General features: G+C 69.9%; 20 protein-coding genes. 15 read left to right on the top strand and 5 right to left on the bottom strand.

Annotated features, from left to right (window positions below; translation table 11 throughout):
- The first annotated feature begins 27 nt into the window (after nucleotides 1-27).
- The 4 genes from ITJ66_RS14690 to ITJ66_RS14705 all read left to right on the top strand — a co-directional run bounded on the left by ITJ66_RS14690 (nucleotide 28) and on the right by ITJ66_RS14705 (nucleotide 1,543).
- A complete protein-coding gene (locus tag ITJ66_RS14690; protein ID WP_194645096.1) occupies nucleotides 28-432 on the top strand; it encodes a helix-turn-helix transcriptional regulator in 405 nt (134 codons plus the stop codon).
- Nucleotides 433-558: 126 nt separating this feature from the next.
- Nucleotides 559-753, top strand: a complete 195-nt coding sequence (locus ITJ66_RS14695; protein ID WP_194645097.1) for a helix-turn-helix domain-containing protein — start codon at nucleotides 559-561, stop codon at nucleotides 751-753.
- Between the two features lie 139 nt (nucleotides 754-892).
- Nucleotides 893-991 (top strand): 30S ribosomal protein bS22, encoded by a 99-nt coding sequence (locus ITJ66_RS14700; RefSeq protein ID WP_003792170.1) that lies wholly within the window; start codon nucleotides 893-895, stop codon nucleotides 989-991.
- Between the two features lie 243 nt (nucleotides 992-1,234).
- Nucleotides 1,235-1,543, top strand: a complete 309-nt coding sequence (locus ITJ66_RS14705; protein WP_194645098.1) for a hypothetical protein — start codon at nucleotides 1,235-1,237, stop codon at nucleotides 1,541-1,543.
- A 42-nt stretch (nucleotides 1,544-1,585) separates the two neighbouring features.
- On the opposite strand, the gene ITJ66_RS14710 is transcribed toward ITJ66_RS14705, so the two are convergent.
- Entirely contained in the window at nucleotides 1,586-1,885 is a 300-nt protein-coding gene (locus ITJ66_RS14710; protein WP_064294610.1) for a helix-turn-helix domain-containing protein, read from the bottom strand.
- A 192-nt stretch (nucleotides 1,886-2,077) separates the two neighbouring features.
- Here ITJ66_RS14710 and ITJ66_RS14715 point away from each other — a divergent pair, with 192 nt between their 5' ends.
- Entirely contained in the window at nucleotides 2,078-2,338 is a 261-nt protein-coding gene (locus ITJ66_RS14715) for a glutaredoxin family protein (RefSeq protein WP_064294609.1), read from the top strand.
- A 40-nt stretch (nucleotides 2,339-2,378) separates the two neighbouring features.
- Complete coding sequence (locus tag ITJ66_RS14720) at nucleotides 2,379-2,687, top strand: Dabb family protein (protein WP_079706641.1); 309 nt, start codon at nucleotides 2,379-2,381, stop codon at nucleotides 2,685-2,687.
- Nucleotides 2,688-2,705: 18 nt separating this feature from the next.
- Here ITJ66_RS14720 and ITJ66_RS14725 read toward each other — a convergent pair whose 3' ends face one another.
- From ITJ66_RS14725 to aspS, 3 genes are all read right to left on the bottom strand, one after another.
- Nucleotides 2,706-3,482 carry a putative protein N(5)-glutamine methyltransferase gene (locus ITJ66_RS14725; RefSeq protein ID WP_194645099.1) on the bottom strand — a complete coding sequence of 259 codons (777 nt, stop codon included), beginning with the start codon at nucleotides 3,480-3,482 and terminating at the stop codon, nucleotides 2,706-2,708.
- 89 nt (nucleotides 3,483-3,571) lie between these two features.
- Entirely contained in the window at nucleotides 3,572-4,024 is a 453-nt protein-coding gene (locus ITJ66_RS14730; protein ID WP_124767400.1) for a flavodoxin domain-containing protein, read from the bottom strand.
- A gap of 18 nt (nucleotides 4,025-4,042) precedes the next feature.
- Nucleotides 4,043-5,383: an aspartate--tRNA(Asn) ligase gene (aspS, locus tag ITJ66_RS14735; RefSeq protein WP_085514014.1), complete on the bottom strand. Its 1,341-nt coding sequence runs from the start codon at nucleotides 5,381-5,383 to the stop codon at nucleotides 4,043-4,045.
- An 85-nt stretch (nucleotides 5,384-5,468) separates the two neighbouring features.
- On the opposite strand from aspS, the gene ITJ66_RS14740 reads away from it, so the two are divergent.
- From ITJ66_RS14740 to ccsB, 5 genes are read left to right on the top strand one after another with little or no spacing between them, the layout of a single operon-like run.
- Complete coding sequence (locus ITJ66_RS14740) at nucleotides 5,469-6,104, top strand: histidine phosphatase family protein (protein ID WP_194645100.1); 636 nt, start codon at nucleotides 5,469-5,471, stop codon at nucleotides 6,102-6,104.
- A complete protein-coding gene (locus tag ITJ66_RS14745) occupies nucleotides 6,104-6,712 on the top strand; it encodes a TlpA disulfide reductase family protein (RefSeq protein ID WP_194645101.1) in 609 nt (202 codons plus the stop codon). The genes ITJ66_RS14740 and ITJ66_RS14745 overlap by 1 nt, the downstream gene beginning before the upstream one ends.
- Nucleotides 6,709-7,455, top strand: a complete 747-nt coding sequence (locus ITJ66_RS14750) for a cytochrome c biogenesis CcdA family protein (protein ID WP_079706647.1) — start codon at nucleotides 6,709-6,711, stop codon at nucleotides 7,453-7,455. The genes ITJ66_RS14745 and ITJ66_RS14750 overlap by 4 nt, the downstream gene beginning before the upstream one ends.
- The gene (locus ITJ66_RS14755) at nucleotides 7,439-9,103 is read left to right on the top strand and encodes a cytochrome c biogenesis protein ResB (RefSeq protein ID WP_194645102.1); all 1,665 of its coding nucleotides are present in this window, start codon (nucleotides 7,439-7,441) and stop codon (nucleotides 9,101-9,103) included. Before ITJ66_RS14750 ends, ITJ66_RS14755 begins: the two co-directional genes overlap by 17 nt.
- Nucleotides 9,100-10,155 carry a c-type cytochrome biogenesis protein CcsB gene (gene ccsB / locus ITJ66_RS14760; RefSeq protein WP_079706648.1) on the top strand — a complete coding sequence of 352 codons (1,056 nt, stop codon included), beginning with the start codon at nucleotides 9,100-9,102 and terminating at the stop codon, nucleotides 10,153-10,155. Before ITJ66_RS14755 ends, ccsB begins: the two co-directional genes overlap by 4 nt.
- 16 nt (nucleotides 10,156-10,171) lie before the next feature.
- Here ccsB and ITJ66_RS14765 read toward each other — a convergent pair whose 3' ends face one another.
- On the bottom strand, nucleotides 10,172-11,149 hold the full coding sequence (locus ITJ66_RS14765; RefSeq protein ID WP_124767396.1) for an o-succinylbenzoate synthase: 978 nt from the start codon (nucleotides 11,147-11,149) through the stop codon (nucleotides 10,172-10,174).
- 62 nt (nucleotides 11,150-11,211) lie between these two features.
- On the opposite strand from ITJ66_RS14765, the gene ITJ66_RS14770 reads away from it, so the two are divergent.
- From ITJ66_RS14770 to ITJ66_RS14785, 4 genes are all read left to right on the top strand, one after another.
- Nucleotides 11,212-12,699, top strand: a complete 1,488-nt coding sequence (locus tag ITJ66_RS14770) for a hypothetical protein (protein WP_194645103.1) — start codon at nucleotides 11,212-11,214, stop codon at nucleotides 12,697-12,699.
- Between the two features lie 16 nt (nucleotides 12,700-12,715).
- A complete protein-coding gene (locus tag ITJ66_RS14775) occupies nucleotides 12,716-13,642 on the top strand; it encodes a 1,4-dihydroxy-2-naphthoyl-CoA synthase (RefSeq protein WP_064294597.1) in 927 nt (308 codons plus the stop codon).
- Nucleotides 13,643-13,699: 57 nt separating this feature from the next.
- Nucleotides 13,700-14,860 carry an AMP-binding protein gene (locus ITJ66_RS14780; protein WP_194645104.1) on the top strand — a complete coding sequence of 387 codons (1,161 nt, stop codon included), beginning with the start codon at nucleotides 13,700-13,702 and terminating at the stop codon, nucleotides 14,858-14,860.
- Nucleotides 14,861-14,966: 106 nt separating this feature from the next.
- Nucleotides 14,967-17,108, top strand: a complete 2,142-nt coding sequence (locus ITJ66_RS14785; protein ID WP_370582670.1) for an acyltransferase family protein — start codon at nucleotides 14,967-14,969, stop codon at nucleotides 17,106-17,108.
- Nucleotides 17,109-17,132: the final 24 nt, after the last annotated feature.

A 17,132-nucleotide genomic window follows, 5' to 3' on the forward strand; every position in this document is an offset into this window, starting at 1 on the left:
CGTGCGCTCCATCACTATCGTTGGAGCATGGCCGACATTTTCGACGTGATCGCTGACACCACCAGGCGGGACATCCTCGCGCTGCTGCTCGAACGGCACGGTGGCACCGGGACGAGCGTCTCCGAGATCGTCGCGCAGCTCGGCCTCAGTCAGCCGACGGTGTCCAAGCACCTCAAGGTCCTGCGCGAAGCAGAGCTCGTGGAGGTGCGCGAGGAGGGCCAGCACCGCTACTACAGCCTGGACTCGGCGCCGCTCGAGGACGTGGAGGACTGGCTCATCCCGTTCCTCAGCGTCGACTACCAGGACGAGGGTGTCGATTTCGCGGCGCTGTCACTCCCGGACCAGGCCAAGGCGGTCGCCGGATCGGTCGGCAAGGTCGCTGCGGACGTGACCCACGCGGTGCAGTCGGTCACGAAGAAGCTCCGCCCGTAGCCCGGCCCCCATACCGTTCACACAGGGGATGTACAGGGCGGGCGTCAGCCCTCTAGAGTTGCCATGCGGCGTTCCGGTCCTCGGAGCGCCGTTCAAGCGGGTTTTCAGAGGCGCAGGAGGGGTTCGATGGCGCAGGACACTGCCGACGTCCGCTTCCTCACCGTGGCCGAAGTCGCCGAGATGATGCGGGTGTCCAAGATGACCGTGTATCGCCTGGTGCATTCGGGGGAGCTCCCGGCCATCCGGTTCGGGAAGTCGTTCCGAGTGCCGGAGACCGCCGTCGACGCCGTCCGGCAGCGCCCGGTCGCCGACGTCGGCTGAGGCGTTTCCCGCTCCTAGCAGCCTGCAGGCGTACGGCGTGTGAACGACGCGCGCTGCAATCGGCTAGACTGGCAACAAGACTTGTTCTCTTCGGTCGCGATCCCTGCGGCCAAGCCCCCCAATTCTGTGAGGTAAATCCGTGGGTTCTGTTATCAAGAAGCGCCGCAAGCGTATGGCGAAGAAGAAGCACCGCAAGCTGCTTCGCAAGACCCGTCACCAGCGCCGCAACAAGAAGTAGCCGGCTGCTCCGTTCGGAGCGCCTGACGACTCTTCGTCCACCGGAAGCGCCTGCCCATTGGGGTACGGCGCTTTCTGGCGTTGTCGAGGTGATCCGTCTCGTTGGTCGGTCAGAGTGGTCTCCGCGGGTCAAGCGGCGTCGAGGTTCCTCCACAGGCGAGGCCGGACGGGACTGATCCACAGCGCGTCGCGGCACGCGGTCCGTCGCCCCGAGATCGTCGGCGGTCCTTCGTAGGTTCGTCGCATGACCCGCGATCTCCCGCCAACCGTCCACCGCAACCGACGCGAGCTCGCGTACCGGGTGCCGTTCGTCGTCGAACGAGACGACGCACCTCGCTATCGACTCCGGAACGTCGGTGACGAAGCCGTCCACTGGGTCGTGCTGCGCCTGACCGGGCCCGGACTCCTCGCTCCACTGGAACCGTGTCGCCTGACGCCGGGGAGCGCCCTGGAGTTCGAGGTGTTGGGCACCGAGCTGGCCCGCGCGACCAGTGTGCAGGTGTCCTGGTTCCGTCCCGGTGGTCACCAGTACCTCTGGCGGGTCACCTTCTGATGGGCGCCGGCGGGTGGAGGGGAGTGGTCTCCGGCGGGCGGGTCAGCGTTCCTGGTCGCGGCGAGCGGCCAGCAGATCGCGTGCCGTCAGCTTGTGCGCCCGCCCCGGGTACATGTCGGCGTTGAGGCCCGTGATGAACGGGGCCGGGTCGAGGTCGAGCGCGGTACTCAGCCGGACGAGCGTCTCCACGCTCGGGTGCACCTGCCCTCGCTCGATCTTGCCGATGTTCGTCCAGTGCATCCCGGCCAGCACGCCCAGGTCCTCGAGGGTCAGCTGTCGCTCGTTGCGGGCGGCACGCAGCCGCTCGCCGAGGATCGTCGCGGCTTCCGAATGTGTAGGCATCACACAATGACAACGGACCTCGACCGGCGCATGCCAGAGTGTCTGAGCCCGGTGAAATTGACACGCATGGTTCTCAGCCCTGGGTTCAACGGCATCATCATTCAGGCATCGTGCCAGATGTCTCGGTGAAACGCCACACGTGTCGGTTCCTTGGATGTGCTCCGACCTCGGGCACCCCGTACAGTTGAGGAGGTGTCCACTCTGCACGTCACGCTCATCGGCAAGCCCGGCTGTCACCTCTGCGACGACGCCCGCGCCGTGATCGACGAGGTGGTCGCAGGCCTCCCGTCCGACGGCCCGACGATCGAACGCGAGGAGCTCTCGATCCTCGACGATCCCGCGCTCCACGACCGCCACTGGGAGGAGATCCCCGTCGTCCTCATCGACGGCAGGGTCCACAACTACTGGCGCATCGACCCCGACCGCCTGCGGTCCGCGTTGCTCGCCGACTGATCCGCACGTCCATCCATCCACATCGACCCTTGGGGGCCCAGTGACCATCCGCCACATCGTCAGTTGGAAGCTGGCGGCAACGGACGACGCAGAGCGCGACGCGGCGTTCGCCACCATGCAGTCCGAACTCGAGGCACTCGCCGGGTTCATGCCGGACGATATCGAGCACCTCCAGGTCGGACGCAACATCGCCTACCCCGAGAGCAACTGGGACGTCGTGCTGGTCGGCGACTACCCGAGCCTCGAAGCCCTGGAGCGGTACCAGGTCCACCCGGAGCACGTCCGCGTGGTGCAGATCGTCCGTCAGCTCGTCGTCGAGCGCTCCGCGGTCGATTTCCAGCTCGACTGAGCCCGGCGCCCCCAGGACTCAGGGCGTGACGCCCACGGCGACGGTGCCGTCGAGCTCGTCGTCGCGGACGATCGACGCCGTGAGGCCCGCCGCCCGCATGAGCGCGGCGGTCTCGGGGGCCTGACGTTCGCTCGTCTCGATCAGGAGGGAACCGGTCGGCGCGAGCCAGTCCGGGGCCTGCGCGATGATCCGACGCTGCACGTCGAGCCCGTCGGCACCGCCGTCGAGCGCGATCACGGCCTCGTGCTCCCGAGCCTCCGGGGGCATCGTCGCCATCGACGCCGTCGGGACGTAGGGGGCGTTCGCGAGCAGGAGGTCGACGCGACCCGCGAGCGACCGGGGCAGCCCGTCGAACAGGTCTCCGGGCAGGGCATGCCCACCGAGTGGCTCGAGATTGCGCCGTGCGCACTCCACCGCGGCGAGGTCGATGTCCGACGCCCAGACGTCGATGGGGCCGGGTGCCTCGGTGAGGAGGGCACTACCGACAGCCGCGGCACCGCAGCAGAGCTCGACGACCACCGAACCGTTCCGGAGGCGCGGGAGGGCGGCGTCGACCAGGAGCTCGGTCCGTCGCCGCGGCACGAAGACCCCGTCCTCGACGACGACCCGGCGTCCTCGGAACGCGACCCAGCCGAGGACGTGTTCGAGCGGCCGGCCGGCGACCCGTGCCGCGACCATCCGTTCGAGTCGATCCGGATCATCCGACTCGGCGAGGAGCAGCGCCGCCTCGTCCTCGGCGAAGACGCACCCCGCCGCACGAAGGCGCAGGACCACGGATCCGGCGGTCGCGTTCATCTGGCTCACCCCTCGCTCACGTGCGAGGACGCCGCACGGTCGGTGCGAGTCACGCTACCGTCGCGTCCTGGCACGCACCAGAGCGGTGGTCAGAGCTGTTCTGCGGCAGCGAGCACGCCGGGCAGCCAGGCGAGCGCGACGTCCTTCTTGCGCTCGAACCCGCCGTCGTCGTGCAGACCGAACTCACCGAACCGGGTCGCGCCGTGCTCGGTGAGGATGGCGTCGAGCAGCGAGCTGCCCTGGTTGTACGTGTCCTCGTAGCTGCTGTCGCCCAGCCCGAAGATGGCGTACCGGAGCCCGTCGAGCTCGACGTCGGACTCCTCGAGCGCCTCGTAGAAGATCTGGCCGGTCTCACCGAGGAGGCCGTCGCCGTACGTCGACGTGATGAAGATGTGGATCTCGTCGGTCGACAGCTCCGCGGGGTCGACGTCGCCGAGGTCGGCGACGCGCCACTGGTGCTGCGAGCCGATGGCCTTGCCGATGTCGCCGGCGAGGCGTTCGGCGTTGCCGGATTCAGTCCCGTACAGGATGACGATCTGCATGGCGTCCTTCTTGCGGGGTTACGGGGCGAGGCGGGTCGGGCCGCGGAACAGGTAGGTGACCTCGCGGATGGAGGTCTCGTGCAGCATGAGCATGAGCACGCGGGCGAGGCCCATGCCGAAGCCGCCGTGCGCCGGGACGCCGTAGCGGAAGAAGTCGAGGTAGAACTCGAGTTCCTCGGGCTCCAGGCCCTTCTCCTTGGCCTGCTCGACGAGGACGTCGACGCGGTGTTCGCGCTGTGCGCCCGTGGAGATCTCGACGCCGTTGTAGATGAGGTCGTAGCTGTTGGTGAGCGAGCCGTCCTCGGCGTTGCGCATGTGGTAGAACGGCCGGATGCTCGACGCGTAGTCGGTCAGGAAGACGAAGTCGTGACCGAAGGTCTCCTTGACGTAGGCCGCGATCTGACGCTCGCCCTCGGGGTCCATGTCGTCGTCGGCGCGCGGGATCTCGTAGCCGCGCTCGGCGACGATGCGCTTGGCCTCGGCCAGCGGGATGCGCGGGAACGGACGGGAGGGGACCTCGAGCTCGATGCCGAAGAGCTCGGAGATCTGCTCCCCGTGCTTGTCCTTGACCGCCGTGAAGCCGGCGACGAGGAGCTCCTCGTGCAGCTGCATGACGTCCTCGTGGGACTCGATCCAGCTGATCTCGGCGTCGACGCTCGTGAACTCGGTCGCGTGCCGGCTGGTGAACGACGGGTCGGCGCGGAATGCGGGTCCGACCTCGAACACCTTGCCGAAGCCGGCGGACTGCGCCATCTGCTTGAAGAACTGCGGGGACTGCGCGAGGTACGCCTTGCCCTCGAAGTAGTCGACCTCGAAGAGCTCGGCGCGCGACTCGCTCGCGCTCGCCATGAGCTTCGGGGTGTGGATCTCGATGAAGTCGTTGTCGATCCAGTACTGACGCAGGGCGTGCTCGAACGTGGTCTGGATGCGGAAGATCAGGGCCTGCTTCGGCTGCCGCAGGTCGAGGAAGCGCCAGTCGAGCCGCTTGTCGAGCGAGGAGTCCGCAGCGATCGGCGTCTCGGGGTTGGCCGCGGTGACGACCTCGAGCGTCGCGACCTTGACCTCGATGCCGCCGAGCTTGACGCGCTCGTCGTGCTTGAGCTCGCCGGTGACGGTGATGAATGAGCCGTGCGCGAGGGCGGAGATGGCCTCGGTGGTGGCGAGGCGCTCGGCGGAGCCCTCGACCTCCGGGTCGACCTCGCGGACAGCCGGGTTCACCAGCTGGACGGCGCCGCTCTCGTCGCGGAGGACGACGAACTGCACCTTCTTCTGGTCGCGGACGGTCTCGACCCATCCGGAGACGGTGACGGGACCGTCGGACAGGGCGGCCAGGTTCTTCACAACGACGCGTTCACTCACCCCGACAGCTTAGCCGTCGCTCGTGGCTCGGACCTGGACGGAGGTCACGGTGAATCCGCAGCTTGGGGAAACGTACACTTGGAGGGTGGTAGCCGACCAGATCCATCTCGTGCGTCACGGCGAGGTGCACAATCCTTCTCGTGTGCTCTACGGTCGACTCCCCGCATTCCGACTGTCGGAGCTCGGCGAGCGCATGGCGCAGGCGGCCGCAGACGACCTCGTGAGCCGTGATCGCACGGTGGGCGCGCTCTACGCGTCCCCGCTGCAGCGCACCCAGGAGTCCGCAGCGCCGGTCGCCGCCGCGTTCGGGCTCGACGTCGTCTCCGAGCCGCGCGTGATCGAACCGTTCAACGAGTTCGAGGGCAAGCGCATGAGCCGCGCCCTGAAGAACCCGCTCAACTGGTCCAAGCTCCGCAACCCGTCCCGTCCGAGCTGGGGCGAGCCGTACGCGTCGATCGTCAACCGCATGACCGCGGCCGTCGAGGACGCCTGGCGGGCGACGCCGTCGGGCGACGTCGTCATCGTCAGTCACCAGCTGCCGATCTGGATGCTGCACAGCTCCGTCGTCGGGGCGCCGTATCGTCACGACCCGCGGAAGCGACGGTGCGCCCTGTCGAGCATCACCACCTTCGAGCGGACCGAGCAGGGCTTCGTCGAGGTCGGCTACGTCGATCCGGCCGCCCGTCTGTCGTCCGGCGCGACCGATGTCGGGGCCGTCTGATGGCCCGCCGATCGAGGACGTCCGCCGTCGCCGCCGTGCTGGCCGTCGGGGCACTCCTGCTCACGGCGTGCGGGAGCGACCCGCTCGCCGAGCAGTACCGCGAGGGCAGCAGCAAGGGGTACGTCGCGGGCGACGGCAGCGTGACCGAGGTCGCGCTCGACGGCCGCGGTGAGTCGATCAGCTTCTCGGGCGTCGGCGAGGACGGCGAGCAGATCTCCTCCGCCGACCACGCGGGCCAGGTCCTCGTCGTGAACTTCTGGTACGCCGCCTGCGCCCCCTGCCGCGCGGAGGCGAAGGACCTGCAGGCGCTCAACGAGGCCTACACCGACAAGGGCGCCACCTTCATCGGCGTCAACGTCCGCGACACCGCCGACACCGCGAAGGCGTTCAACGGAACCTTCGGCATCACCTACCCCTCCATCCTCGACGTCGACAGCGGGGAGGCGAAGCTCGCCTTCACGGGCAGTGTCCCGCCGAACGCGGTGCCGACCACCATCGTCCTCGACGCCGAAGGTCGGGTCGCCGCACGCATCCTCGGGCAGCTGCAGGACCGCACCATCCTCGACACCCTCATCCGCGACACGATCGCCGAGAGCGCCCCAGAGTGAGCCCCGGCGAGCTCGTCTACGGCGGCCAGCTCCTCGTGGCGATCCCGATCGCCATCGCGGCCGGTCTGCTGTCCTTCCTCTCGCCGTGCGTCCTGCCACTCGTCCCCGGCTACCTCGGATACGTCGGCGGCATGACGACGGTCGAGGAGGGGCGCTCCGGTGCGGGTCGCCGGCGCGTGCTGCTCGGCGTCAGCCTCTTCATCCTCGGCTTCACCGTCGTGTTCGTGGCGATCGCGGCGTTCGTCGGAACGATCGGCGCCTGGTTCGTCGAGTGGGAGGGCGTCATCACCCGCGTCCTCGGCGCCGTCGTCATCCTCATGGGGCTCATCTTCATCGGACAGTTCTCGCGGCTGCAGCGCACGGTGCGTACCAGCTGGGCGCCCGCCACCGGCCTCGCCGGCGCGCCACTGCTCGGCTTCGTCTTCGCCATCGGCTGGACGCCCTGCCTCGGCCCGACCCTCACCGCGATCAGCGCGCTCTCCCTCTCGGGCGGCTCCGCCTGGCGCGGGGCCCTCCTCGGGCTGTTCTACTGCCTCGGTCTCGGCATCCCCTTCCTGCTCGTCGCGCTCGGACTCGGTTGGGTCACGGGGTCGTTGGCGTTCCTCAAACGGCACATCCGCACGATCAACATCATCGGCGGCGTGCTTCTCATCGTGATCGGTGTGTTGATGGTGTCTGGTCTCTGGTCCGCTTGGATGTACTCGTTGCAGGGGGTGATGAGCGGCCTTGTCACGCCCCTCTGATCACATCGATTCCGCCGCACCGGCTCCGGCCGACGGCATCAACCAGCCGAAGCTCGGGTTCGTGGGTTGGCTCCGCTTCTTCTGGCGTCAGCTCACGAGCATGCGCACGGCGCTCTTCCTGCTGCTGCTCCTCGCCATCGCCGCGGTGCCCGGTTCGCTCGTCCCGCAACGGTCGAGCGACCCGAACGGAGTCACCCAGTACTTCACCGACAACCCGGACCTCGCGCCCATCCTCGACAAAGTGCAGGCGTTCGACGTCTACAGCTCGGCCTGGTTCTCCGCGATCTACCTGCTGCTGTTCATCTCGCTCATCGGCTGCGTGATCCCGCGGACGAAGCACCACTGGCTCGCCCTGCGCTCCCGCCCGCCGCGGACGCCCGCGCGCCTGTCGCGGCTCTCCGCGTTCGAGCGTCGCAGCGACGACAGCGGCGCGACCGCCACCGAGCTCATCGACGACGCGACGAAGCAGTTGAAGCGCCAGGGCTACCGAGTCGAACGCTACGACGCCGAGGGGTCCGCATCGGTGTCCGCCGAGCGCGGCTTCCTACGCGAGACCGGCAACCTCGTCTTCCACTCGGCACTCGTCGGCATCCTCGTGACGGTCGGTTTCGGCGGCGGTTTCGGCTTCTCCGGTCAGCGCGTGCTCGTCGAGGGTCAGACCTTCGTCAACACCCTGCTCGACTACGACTCGTTCAACCCCGGCCGCTTCTTCAACGAGTCGGAGCTGGCCCCCTACAAGTTGACGCTCGACGAGTTCGGCGTCACCTACGAGACCGAGAACCTCGACGCGTACGGGCAGGCGATCGACTACCGCGCGAAGGTCACGACGACCTCGCCCGACGGGAAGCCGCAGGACGCGACGATCAAGGTCAACGATCCGCTCCGGTTCGAGGGCACCGACGTCTACCTGCTCGGCAACGGTTACGCGCCGACGATCACCGTCCGCGATCCCGAGGGCAAGGTCGTGTTCAGCGACTCCATCCCGTTCCTGCCGCAGGACGCCCAGCTCACGTCGCTCGGCATCGTCAAGGTCCCGGACGGCCTGGCGGAGCAGCTCGGCATGATCGGGTTCTTTTACCCGACGCAGGCCGCGTCCAAGCCGCCGTTCTTCTCGTCCTACCCCGACCTCGCCTACCCGGTGCTGACGCTCAACGTCTACTCCGGCGACCTCGGGATCAACGCCGGTGCTCCGAAGTCGGTCTACGCGCTCGACGTCGACGACATGAAGCAGCTCACGGGCGGCGACACCGGCGTCGAGTCGATCGAACTCACGCCCGGCCAGATCACCGACCTGCCGAACGGACTCGGCACGGTGTCCTTCGACAACGTCGCCGCCAACCCGTCGACCGAGAACTACGCCGGCTCCGTCAAGCGGTTCGCCTCGTTCGACGTCCACCACGACCCGACCCAGCTGTGGGTGCTCGCGTTCGCCATCCTCGCCCTGTCCGGTCTCATCACCTCACTCTTCGTCGCCAGACGTCGCGTCTGGGTGAAGGCCGTGACCGGGAGCGACGGCACCGTCTCCCTCGAATACGCCGGGCTCGCCCGCGGCGAGGACCCCGGCCTCGAAGCGGCCGTCGCGGCGATCGCCGAAGCGCACAGTCCAACGCCTGTCCCGTCCGAACCCGAAGGTAGAATCACCCCGTGACCCTCGTCGAAATCTCGAACCTCTGCCTCTGGTCGGCCGTCGCCGTCTACGCGCTGGCGTTCATCGCCTTCACGTTCGACCTCGCGCGCCGCAGCGCCGAGGTCACCGCGGCGATCGACGCGGCCGAGCGGGCCGAGCTGGAACGGTCGGCAGCCGCCGAGGAACGCGTCGGTGCACTCGCCTCCGCCGCGGCGCGGACCGCCGCACCGATCGTCACGAGCGACGGTGTCCCGCGCAAGACCCGCCGCCCCTCGGACGAGCCCGAGCAGCAGGCGTCGCGCAAGTCGCCGAGCCTCCGGGTCGGAGTCTCGCTCACCGTCATCGCCTTCCTCCTCCACCTCGTCGCGGACGTGACGCGCGGTATCGCCGCCGGTCGTGTCCCGTGGGCGAACATGTACGAGTTCGCGATGACGGGCACGCTGCTCATCGTCGCGGTGTTCCTCGTGGTCATCGCGCGCGTGGACCTCCGGTTCCTCGGCAGCTTCGTGATCGGCCTCGTGACCGTGCTCCTCGGCCTCGCGACCGCGAACTTCTACGTCGAGGTCGTCCCGCTGCCGCCGGCGCTGCAGTCGGCGTGGCTCGTCATCCACGTGTTCGTCGCGAGCCTCGGCACGGCGTTCTTCGCCATCGGCTTCGCGTTGAGCGTCGTGCAGCTCCTGCAGGGGCGTCGCGAGCGACGGCTCGGGCTCGTGCAGCCCACCCAGAGCTCCGGGCGTCTCCGCTTCCTGCTCACCCTCCCGAACGCGGAGCGCCTCGAGAACCTCGCCTACCGCGTCAACATCATCGGCTTCATCTTCTGGACGTTCACGCTCATGGCCGGTGCCATCTGGGCTGAGCGCGCCTGGGGTCGGTACTGGGGCTGGGACACCAAAGAGGTGTGGACCTTCATCATCTGGGTGATCTTCGCCGGGTACATCCATGCCAGGGCGACGCGCGGCTGGCGCGGATCACGCGCGGCCACGCTCGCCATCATCGGCTTCAGCGCCGTGATGTTCAACTTCGTCGTGGTGAACGTCTTCTTCAAGGGTCTGCACGCCTACAGCGGCCTGTAAGCCCCTGCGCCGGCCCTCAGCCGAGCAACGCGTGCGTGCGGCGGAGCCGGTCGAGCCACCAGGCGGTCCGCTCCGGTGACGCCGTGAAGTGCTCGAGGAGATCGACGTCCACCTCGACGCGCCGAACGGCGATGCCGCCGTCCACGGGATCGAGCGGTGCGGTCGTCACGTCGCCGCCGAGGAGCGCGGTGGTGGCGAGCCCGCAGTCATAGTCGAGTTCCGGCAGGGCCGCCGCGAGGTGGGCACCCATGGAGATGCCGACGGAGGTGTCCAGCGCGCTCGAGACGACGATCGGCAGGCCGGCCTCGCCCGCGATGCGGAGCGCGGCGTGCACGCCGCCGAGCGGCTGCGCCTTCACGACGAGCAGGTCGGCGGCGCCGGCGCGAGCCACGGCGAGGGGGTCCTCGGCTTTGCGGACGCTCTCGTCCGCCGCGATGGCGACGTCCAGGGAGGAGACCCGTTCACGGATCTCGGCGAGTTCCGCGACGGTCGCGCAGGGTTGCTCGACGTACTCGAGGTCGAAGGGTTCGAGAGCGCGGATGGCGTGTTCGGCCTCGTCGACGTTCCAGTTGGTGTTGGCGTCCACGCGGAGTCGACCCTCGGGTCCGATGGCCCGCCGGACGGCGGCGACGCGCGCGACGTCGTCGGCGAGCACCTGCCCGCGCTCGGCCACCTTCACCTTCGCGGTCCGGCAGCCCGGGAAGCGGGAGAGGATCGACGGCACGTCCGCCGCGTCCACGGCCGGGACCGTCGCGTTCACGAGGATGCGATCCCGGTGGAGGGGTGGGAGGTCCGACCAGCCGAAGTCGATGGCGGCCCGCAGCCACGCGGCCGACTCCTGGTCGTCGTACTCGACGAAGGGGGAGAACTCCGTCCACCCGGCGGGCCCGCGGAAGAGGACGGCCTCGCGGGTGTCGATGCCCCGGAACCGGACGCGGAGGGGGATGGAGACCACGCGGGCGGTGGCGAGGACGTCGTCGAGGTTCGCTTGCATGACCCCATCCTGCACCCGGACGTCGGAAGCCGTCGCGAGACGCCCGTGACACAATCGATCCCGTGCCGCTGTTCTCCCGACGCAAGCCGACGCCAGGCGATCGGCGAAGCGTGCCCGCGGACGAACCCGCCGCCTTCTCGGTGCCCGAGCCGATCTTCGAGCCGAGCCCCGAGGCCGAGGTGCTCCCGGTGGTCGAGGAAGCGCCCGGCGGATCCTCCGACGAGCCGCGCGATCCGAACGCCCCGCCGATCCCCGGAGCGCCGCCGGCAGCCGTGTCCTCGAGCGCGCCAGCGCCTGCCGCCCCGGAGCGCACGCCCGAGGAACTGGAGGCGGAGACCGCAAGGTTCCGTCGTCCGGGGTCCCGAGGACGACGGACGCCACGGCAGCCCGCATCACGGAAGCCGTCGTCGCGCCGTCAACGGAAGGCGGCGGCACGCGCGGCCGCCTCGCAACCCGAGTCCGCGGCGATCTCGGCCGACGGCGGCGAGCGGAGTCCGGCGGCCCACCCGCCTGCCGGCGGTGCGTCCCCGACCGGGCGGGACGAGCTCGGCGCGCGGAGTCGGGGTGTCGTCGCCTCCTTCTCGCCGCTCGCCCTGCTCGGCGCGGTGGTGGCCGTCACCCTCTTCACCGTCCTGCTGGCCGTGAGCTACCGGCCCGGCGAGGGTGCCTGGGCCATCCTCGTGGCGTTCGTCCTCGTCGTCGTCGTGCAGATCGTGCTGCTCATCGGGAGTGTCATCGTCATCCGCCGGAAGGTGCGGCGCCGCTGGGGTGTGCTGGCGCTGGTGCTCATCCTCGTCGTCAACCCCGTCACGGCGATGGCGGTCGGCGGTCTCTCCACGGATCGGGCCGGGAATGGTGCCTCCGCCGGTGGCAGCGGCGACGAGGAGCACGACCCGATCTGGGACACCTACCCGGGATCCGCCTACGTCGACGCGAAGGAGACCCTCGACGGGCCGAGCTACGAGGACTTCGTCGGGACGTCCGACGAGATGCTCGCGGAGATCCGGACGGCCCTGACCGCCGAGTTCGGCTTCGACTGGGTGGAGCGACAGCCCGCCGAGACGGAGGTCGATCAGAACGGGTACGGCGGGGACTCCGTGCTCTTCGAGTACACGGCACCGGTGTGGCAGACGACGACGACCGTGCGCACCTTCGAGGAGAAGTCGCGGGTCGTCGAGCTGATCCGGCAGGTGCTGCTCCGGTACGGCATCGCGAACCTCGACATGCAGAACGCACCGTCCTCCTGGCGTGAGCCGGGCGAGCTCACCGAGCGGTACGGCGGTGAGACCCTCGACACTCAGGCACTGTGGGACCTGCACACCTACAACGCCATCACGGGGGCCGGCGACTTCCGGACGAGCATCGTCGACCTCACGCTCGACTCGGCCGGCACGGTCGCGAAGGACCGCGAGTTCGACGTCGACTACTACGACATGGCGGCGGAGGGCATCGAGCTGCACCTCGACTCGTATGCGCTCCTGAAGGAGGCGGACCGCGCCGACTACCTGGAGGCGCTCAAGCCCTATGCGGACCTCGACAAGCCGAAGTAGTGCCTAGGCTGGACGCATGAGCGATCGAGTGTCCGAACTGTTCGACCCGGAGATCTGGGACGTCGTACCGGGGTTCGAGGACCTCACCGATCTGACGTACCACGTCGCGCGCGAGGGCGGCTTCGTGCGCATCGCGTTCGACCGCCCCGAGGTGCGCAACGCCTTCCGCCCGCACACCGTCGACGAGCTGTACCGCGCGCTCGACCACGCTCGCCAGAGCCCGACGGTCGGAGTGGTGCTGCTCACCGGCAACGGTCCGAGCGCGAAGGACGGCGGCTGGGCGTTCTGCTCGGGCGGCGACCAGCGCATCCGTGGTCGCGACGGCTACCGGTACGCGAGCGACGACGCCGCGGACGACGAGACGGCGAGCGGCATCGACGCCGCGCGCAACGGTCGCCTGCACATCCTCGAGGTCCAGCGCCTCATCCGCTTCATGCCGAAGGTCGTCATCAACCTCGTTCCCGGATGGTCCGCGGGCGGTGGGCACTCCCTCGGCGTCGTGTGCGACCTGTCGATCGCGAGTCGAGAACACGCGCGGTTCAAGCAGACCGACGCCGACGTCGGTTCCTTCGACGCGGGGTACGGGAGCGCGTACTTCGCCAAGCAGGTGGGTCAGAAGTTCGCCCGCGAGGTGTTCTTCCTTGCCCAGGAGTACGACGCGGAGCGCGCGCTGCAGGCGGGCGCGATCAACGCGGTCGTCCCGCACGCCGAGCTCGAGCAGACGGGCGTCGCCTGGGCCCGCACCATCCTCGGCAAGTCACCGACCGCCATCCGCATGCTGAAGTTCGCCTTCAACGCCGTCGACGACGGTCTCGTCGGCCAGCAGGTCTTCGCGGGCGAGGCCACCCGCCTCGCTTACGGCACCGACGAGGCGGTGGAGGGGCGCGACGCCTTCCTGGAGAAGCGCAAGCCGGACTGGGCTCCGTTCCCCTGGCAGTTCTGAGCTGCCTGACCGCGAGGAGTCGGCGGAGCGCCGACGCACCCGGCGTACGCTGAATCCATGACCCGTCAGCTGCTCCCCGTCGACGCGTCCGCCTCGGCGATGCTCGCAGCCCTGGAGACGGCGCTCGACGGCTCCGGACCCGCGGTCCTCCCGATGCAACCCGGATCGTCCGCGGCACCGGCCGTGGTCGACGACCGGGTGGCCCTCGTGATCGAGACGTCCGGTTCGACGGGCGTGCCGAAGCGGGTCGCCCTCTCGGCTGAGGCCCTCCTGGCCAGCGCGGCGGGTTCCGCGGTGGCTCTGGGTGGCCCTGAGGCCCATCGCCGTTCGTCCCAGTGGATCCTGGCACTCCCGACGCACTACATCGCCGGCGTCAACGTGCTACTCCGGTCGATCGTCGCCGGGACCAGGCCGCTCGAGGCACCGACCGGGTCGTTCGACGCCCGGGCGTTCTGCGGACTCGTCGAGCGGCTCGACGCCGATGCCGGATTCGCCGCCCTCGTACCGGCACAACTGCGCATGCTCGTCGACGCCGCCGAGACGAGCACCTCCGTGCGTGACGCGCTCGCCGGACTCGCCGGGCTGCTCGTCGGGGGACAGGCCACCCCCGCTCCGCTGCTCGAACGGTCCGCGGCGCTCGGCATCCGCGTCGTGCGGAGTTACGGCTCGAGCGAGACCTCCGGCGGCTGTCTGTACGACGGCGTGCCGTTCGCCGGTGTCGAACCCCGGCTGGTGAACGGGGAGCTCCTCATCGCCGGACCGGTCCTTGCCGAGGGCTACCTCGGCGAACCGGACCGCACGGCGACCGCCTTCCCGGACGACGGCGGCCGCCGGTGGTACCGCACCGGCGACACCGCCGAGCTCGTCGACGGCGTCGTCCGGGTGACCGGTCGGGCCGACAACGTGATCATCAGCGGCGGGGTGAACATCTCCCTCGACCGGGTGCAAGCGGTCGTCCGGTCGGTGCCGGGGCTGGCCGAGGCCGTCGTCGTCGCCGTCCCCGACGAGCGGTTCGGCCAGGCGTCCGTGATCGTGACGGGGGTCGGGACCCCCTTGGACCAGCGCCCGGACGACGCGCTGCTGCAGACCGCCCGAGACGCCGTCGCGGAGGCGCTCGGCCGCCCGGCGCGCCCCGCCCGACTGGTCCGTCTGGCCGAGCTGCCGCTGCTCGCGAGCGGCAAACCCGACCTCGTCGCACTCCGCTCACGATTGGGTTGAGCCCGTCCTCCGCGTGCCCGCGAGGGCCGGTTTGCAGGCGGTTGTCGCATAGGGCATGCTCTCCCATGCGTGTCGACGAGCGACCGCAGCCGGGGGACGACGACAGGTGACAACGGGGACCGACACGGGCGCTGCGCCCACGAGGCCGACCACGGCGTTCCGCGCCGACATCCAGGGGATGCGGGCGCTCGCCGTGACCGCGGTGATCCTCGCCCATGCGACCGGCTGGCCGGCCGGCGGCTTCGTGGGCGTGGACGTGTTCTTCGTGATCTCCGGCTTCCTCATCACCGGGTTGCTCCTGCGCGAGCACGAGCGTTCCGGACGCATCTCCCTGCCGGCCTTCTTCGGGCGGCGGATCAAGCGGATCCTGCCCGCGTCGCTCGTCGTCCTGGCCGCGACCGTCGCGCTGGCGTCGTGGCTGTTCAACGCCCCGCGGGCGCTCGCGACCTGGTGGGACGCGGTGTCGGCCGCACTGCTCGTCTCGAACTGGCGTTTCGAGGCGTCGGGCACCGACTACTTCCACGCGACGGACGCCGCGTCACCGCTGCAGCACTTCTGGTCCCTCTCGATCGAGGAGCAGTTCTACCTCGTGTGGCCGGTGCTGCTCGTCGTCCTGCTCGCCGTCGCGGCCCGCGGAGCCAGACCCGTGCTGCGCTCGCGCCTCGTCGTCGGTGGCGTCCTCGTCGTCCTCATCGCGGCCTCGTTCGCCGTCGCCGTGTGGCAGTCGGGGGCGGCCCCGCAGGCCGCCTACTTCGCGACCGGCGCGCGCGTGTGGGAGCTGGGGGCCGGCGCACTCCTGGCCGTGTCCGCGCCGCTCCTCGGCCGACTGCCGATGGCGCTCCGGGTGGTCGCCGGGTGGGCGGGGCTCGTCGGCATCGTCGCGTCCGCGCTGCTCATCACCGGGTCGATCGGGTTCCCCGGCCCCTGGGCGGTCGCCCCCGTCGCCGCCGCGATGCTGCTCATCGCCGCCGGGACCGGAGCCGGCCCGGCGTACTCGCGCTGGATCTTCCCGCTCGCGAACCCGCTGGGCCGTGGCGTCGGAGCGATCTCCTATTCGCTCTACCTCTGGCACCTCCCGATCCTCGTGTTCGTACCGATGCTCGTCCCCGACACCGCCCTCAGCACGGTCCCGGGGATGCTCGGGCTCATCCTCGGGGTCTCGGTGCTCTCCTTCCTGCTCATCGAGCAGCCGTTGCACCGCACGCCACTCATGGGTTCCTTCCACGGCGACCGCGACGCCAGGGACGCCGCCTGGGCCGCCTGGCGCGAGCGGTTCGCCTCCCAGTTCCTCTACTCGGCGGTCGGACTCGTGATCGTCGCCGGGCTCGCGGTGATCGCCATCGGCCCAGCGCTCCGCATGCCGGTGACCACCGGGGGGCCGGCGGCCGTCGCGGCACCGGCCGGAGACCCGCTCCAGGGCATCGCCGCCGAGCTGCAACTCGCGAGCCAGGCCTCGGCGTGGCCCGACAACCTCTCGCCGAGCCTCGACGACGCGATCCGCGCGACCTCGAGCACCAACCCCGCCCGGGCCTGTTTCGACCTGGGTTCGACGCCCCACGACGGTTCGTGCACCTGGGGCGATGCGTCCGCGCCGAAGCACGTCTACCTCGTCGGCGACTCGACCGCGCTCGCCTACGCGCCGGCGTTCCGCGCGATCGCGGATCAGAGCGGTGGGGCGGTGCGGATCACCACCATCGGCCTCTACGGGTGCCGCTTCACGCAGGACCTCATCCAGAACAGCGGCGCCGGGGTCATGGACGACTGCCCGACGCGCAAGCACGACATCGCCGAACGCATCGCAGCGGACCAGCCCGACCTCGTGATCGTCTCGAACGCGTTCGCCGCGGGTCGCACCACGGACGGCCGTTCGCTCGACACGACGTCGATGGTCGCGTCGGCGCTCGCCGAGACGGCGGGGTACCAGGTCCCGGGCCGCGTCGTGTTCCTCGCACCACCGCCGCTCGGCGCCGATCTCGGTTCCTGCTACTCGCGGGTGTCCAGTCCGCAGGACTGCGCCGTCGGCGTCGACGCCGCCTGGAACGACTTCGCCGCGGCGACCGAGTCGGCGGCGGGAGCGGCCGGAGAGCGCTTCGTGTCGTCGCTCCCGTTCAGCTGTGCGGATGGCGTCTGCCCGGCGTTCGCCGGGACGACGCCGACGAAGTACGACAGCGTGCACCTCACCCCGGCGTTCGCCGAGCACATCGCTCCGGCGGTCCTCCAGACGCTCCAGGCCGCCGGCGCACTGTGACGCCGTCCGCCCCGAGGCTCCGCG

Source organism: Plantibacter sp. VKM Ac-2885 (assembly GCF_015351205.1).
In the GTDB taxonomy this organism is placed as follows: domain Bacteria; phylum Actinomycetota; class Actinomycetes; order Actinomycetales; family Microbacteriaceae; genus Plantibacter; species Plantibacter auratus.

What these genes read in the sequence shown, in the direction of transcription:
- ITJ66_RS14780 (WP_194645104.1), top strand. Translation starts at nt 13,700, where the DNA reads ATGACCCGTCAGCTGCTCCCCGTCGACGCGTCCGCCTCGGCGATGCTC.
- ITJ66_RS14775 (WP_064294597.1), top strand. Translation starts at nt 12,716, where the DNA reads ATGAGCGATCGAGTGTCCGAACTGTTCGACCCGGAGATCTGGGACGTC.
- ITJ66_RS14725 (WP_194645099.1), bottom strand. Translation starts at nt 3,482, where the DNA reads ATGAACGCGACCGCCGGATCCGTGGTCCTGCGCCTTCGTGCGGCGGGG.
- ITJ66_RS14730 (WP_124767400.1), bottom strand. Translation starts at nt 4,024, where the DNA reads ATGCAGATCGTCATCCTGTACGGGACTGAATCCGGCAACGCCGAACGC.
- ITJ66_RS14745 (WP_194645101.1), top strand. Translation starts at nt 6,104, where the DNA reads ATGGCCCGCCGATCGAGGACGTCCGCCGTCGCCGCCGTGCTGGCCGTC.
- ITJ66_RS14705 (WP_194645098.1), top strand. Translation starts at nt 1,235, where the DNA reads ATGACCCGCGATCTCCCGCCAACCGTCCACCGCAACCGACGCGAGCTC.
- ITJ66_RS14710 (WP_064294610.1), bottom strand. Translation starts at nt 1,885, where the DNA reads ATGCCTACACATTCGGAAGCCGCGACGATCCTCGGCGAGCGGCTGCGT.
- ITJ66_RS14690 (WP_194645096.1), top strand. Translation starts at nt 28, where the DNA reads ATGGCCGACATTTTCGACGTGATCGCTGACACCACCAGGCGGGACATC.
- ITJ66_RS14695 (WP_194645097.1), top strand. Translation starts at nt 559, where the DNA reads ATGGCGCAGGACACTGCCGACGTCCGCTTCCTCACCGTGGCCGAAGTC.
- ITJ66_RS14765 (WP_124767396.1), bottom strand. Translation starts at nt 11,149, where the DNA reads ATGCAAGCGAACCTCGACGACGTCCTCGCCACCGCCCGCGTGGTCTCC.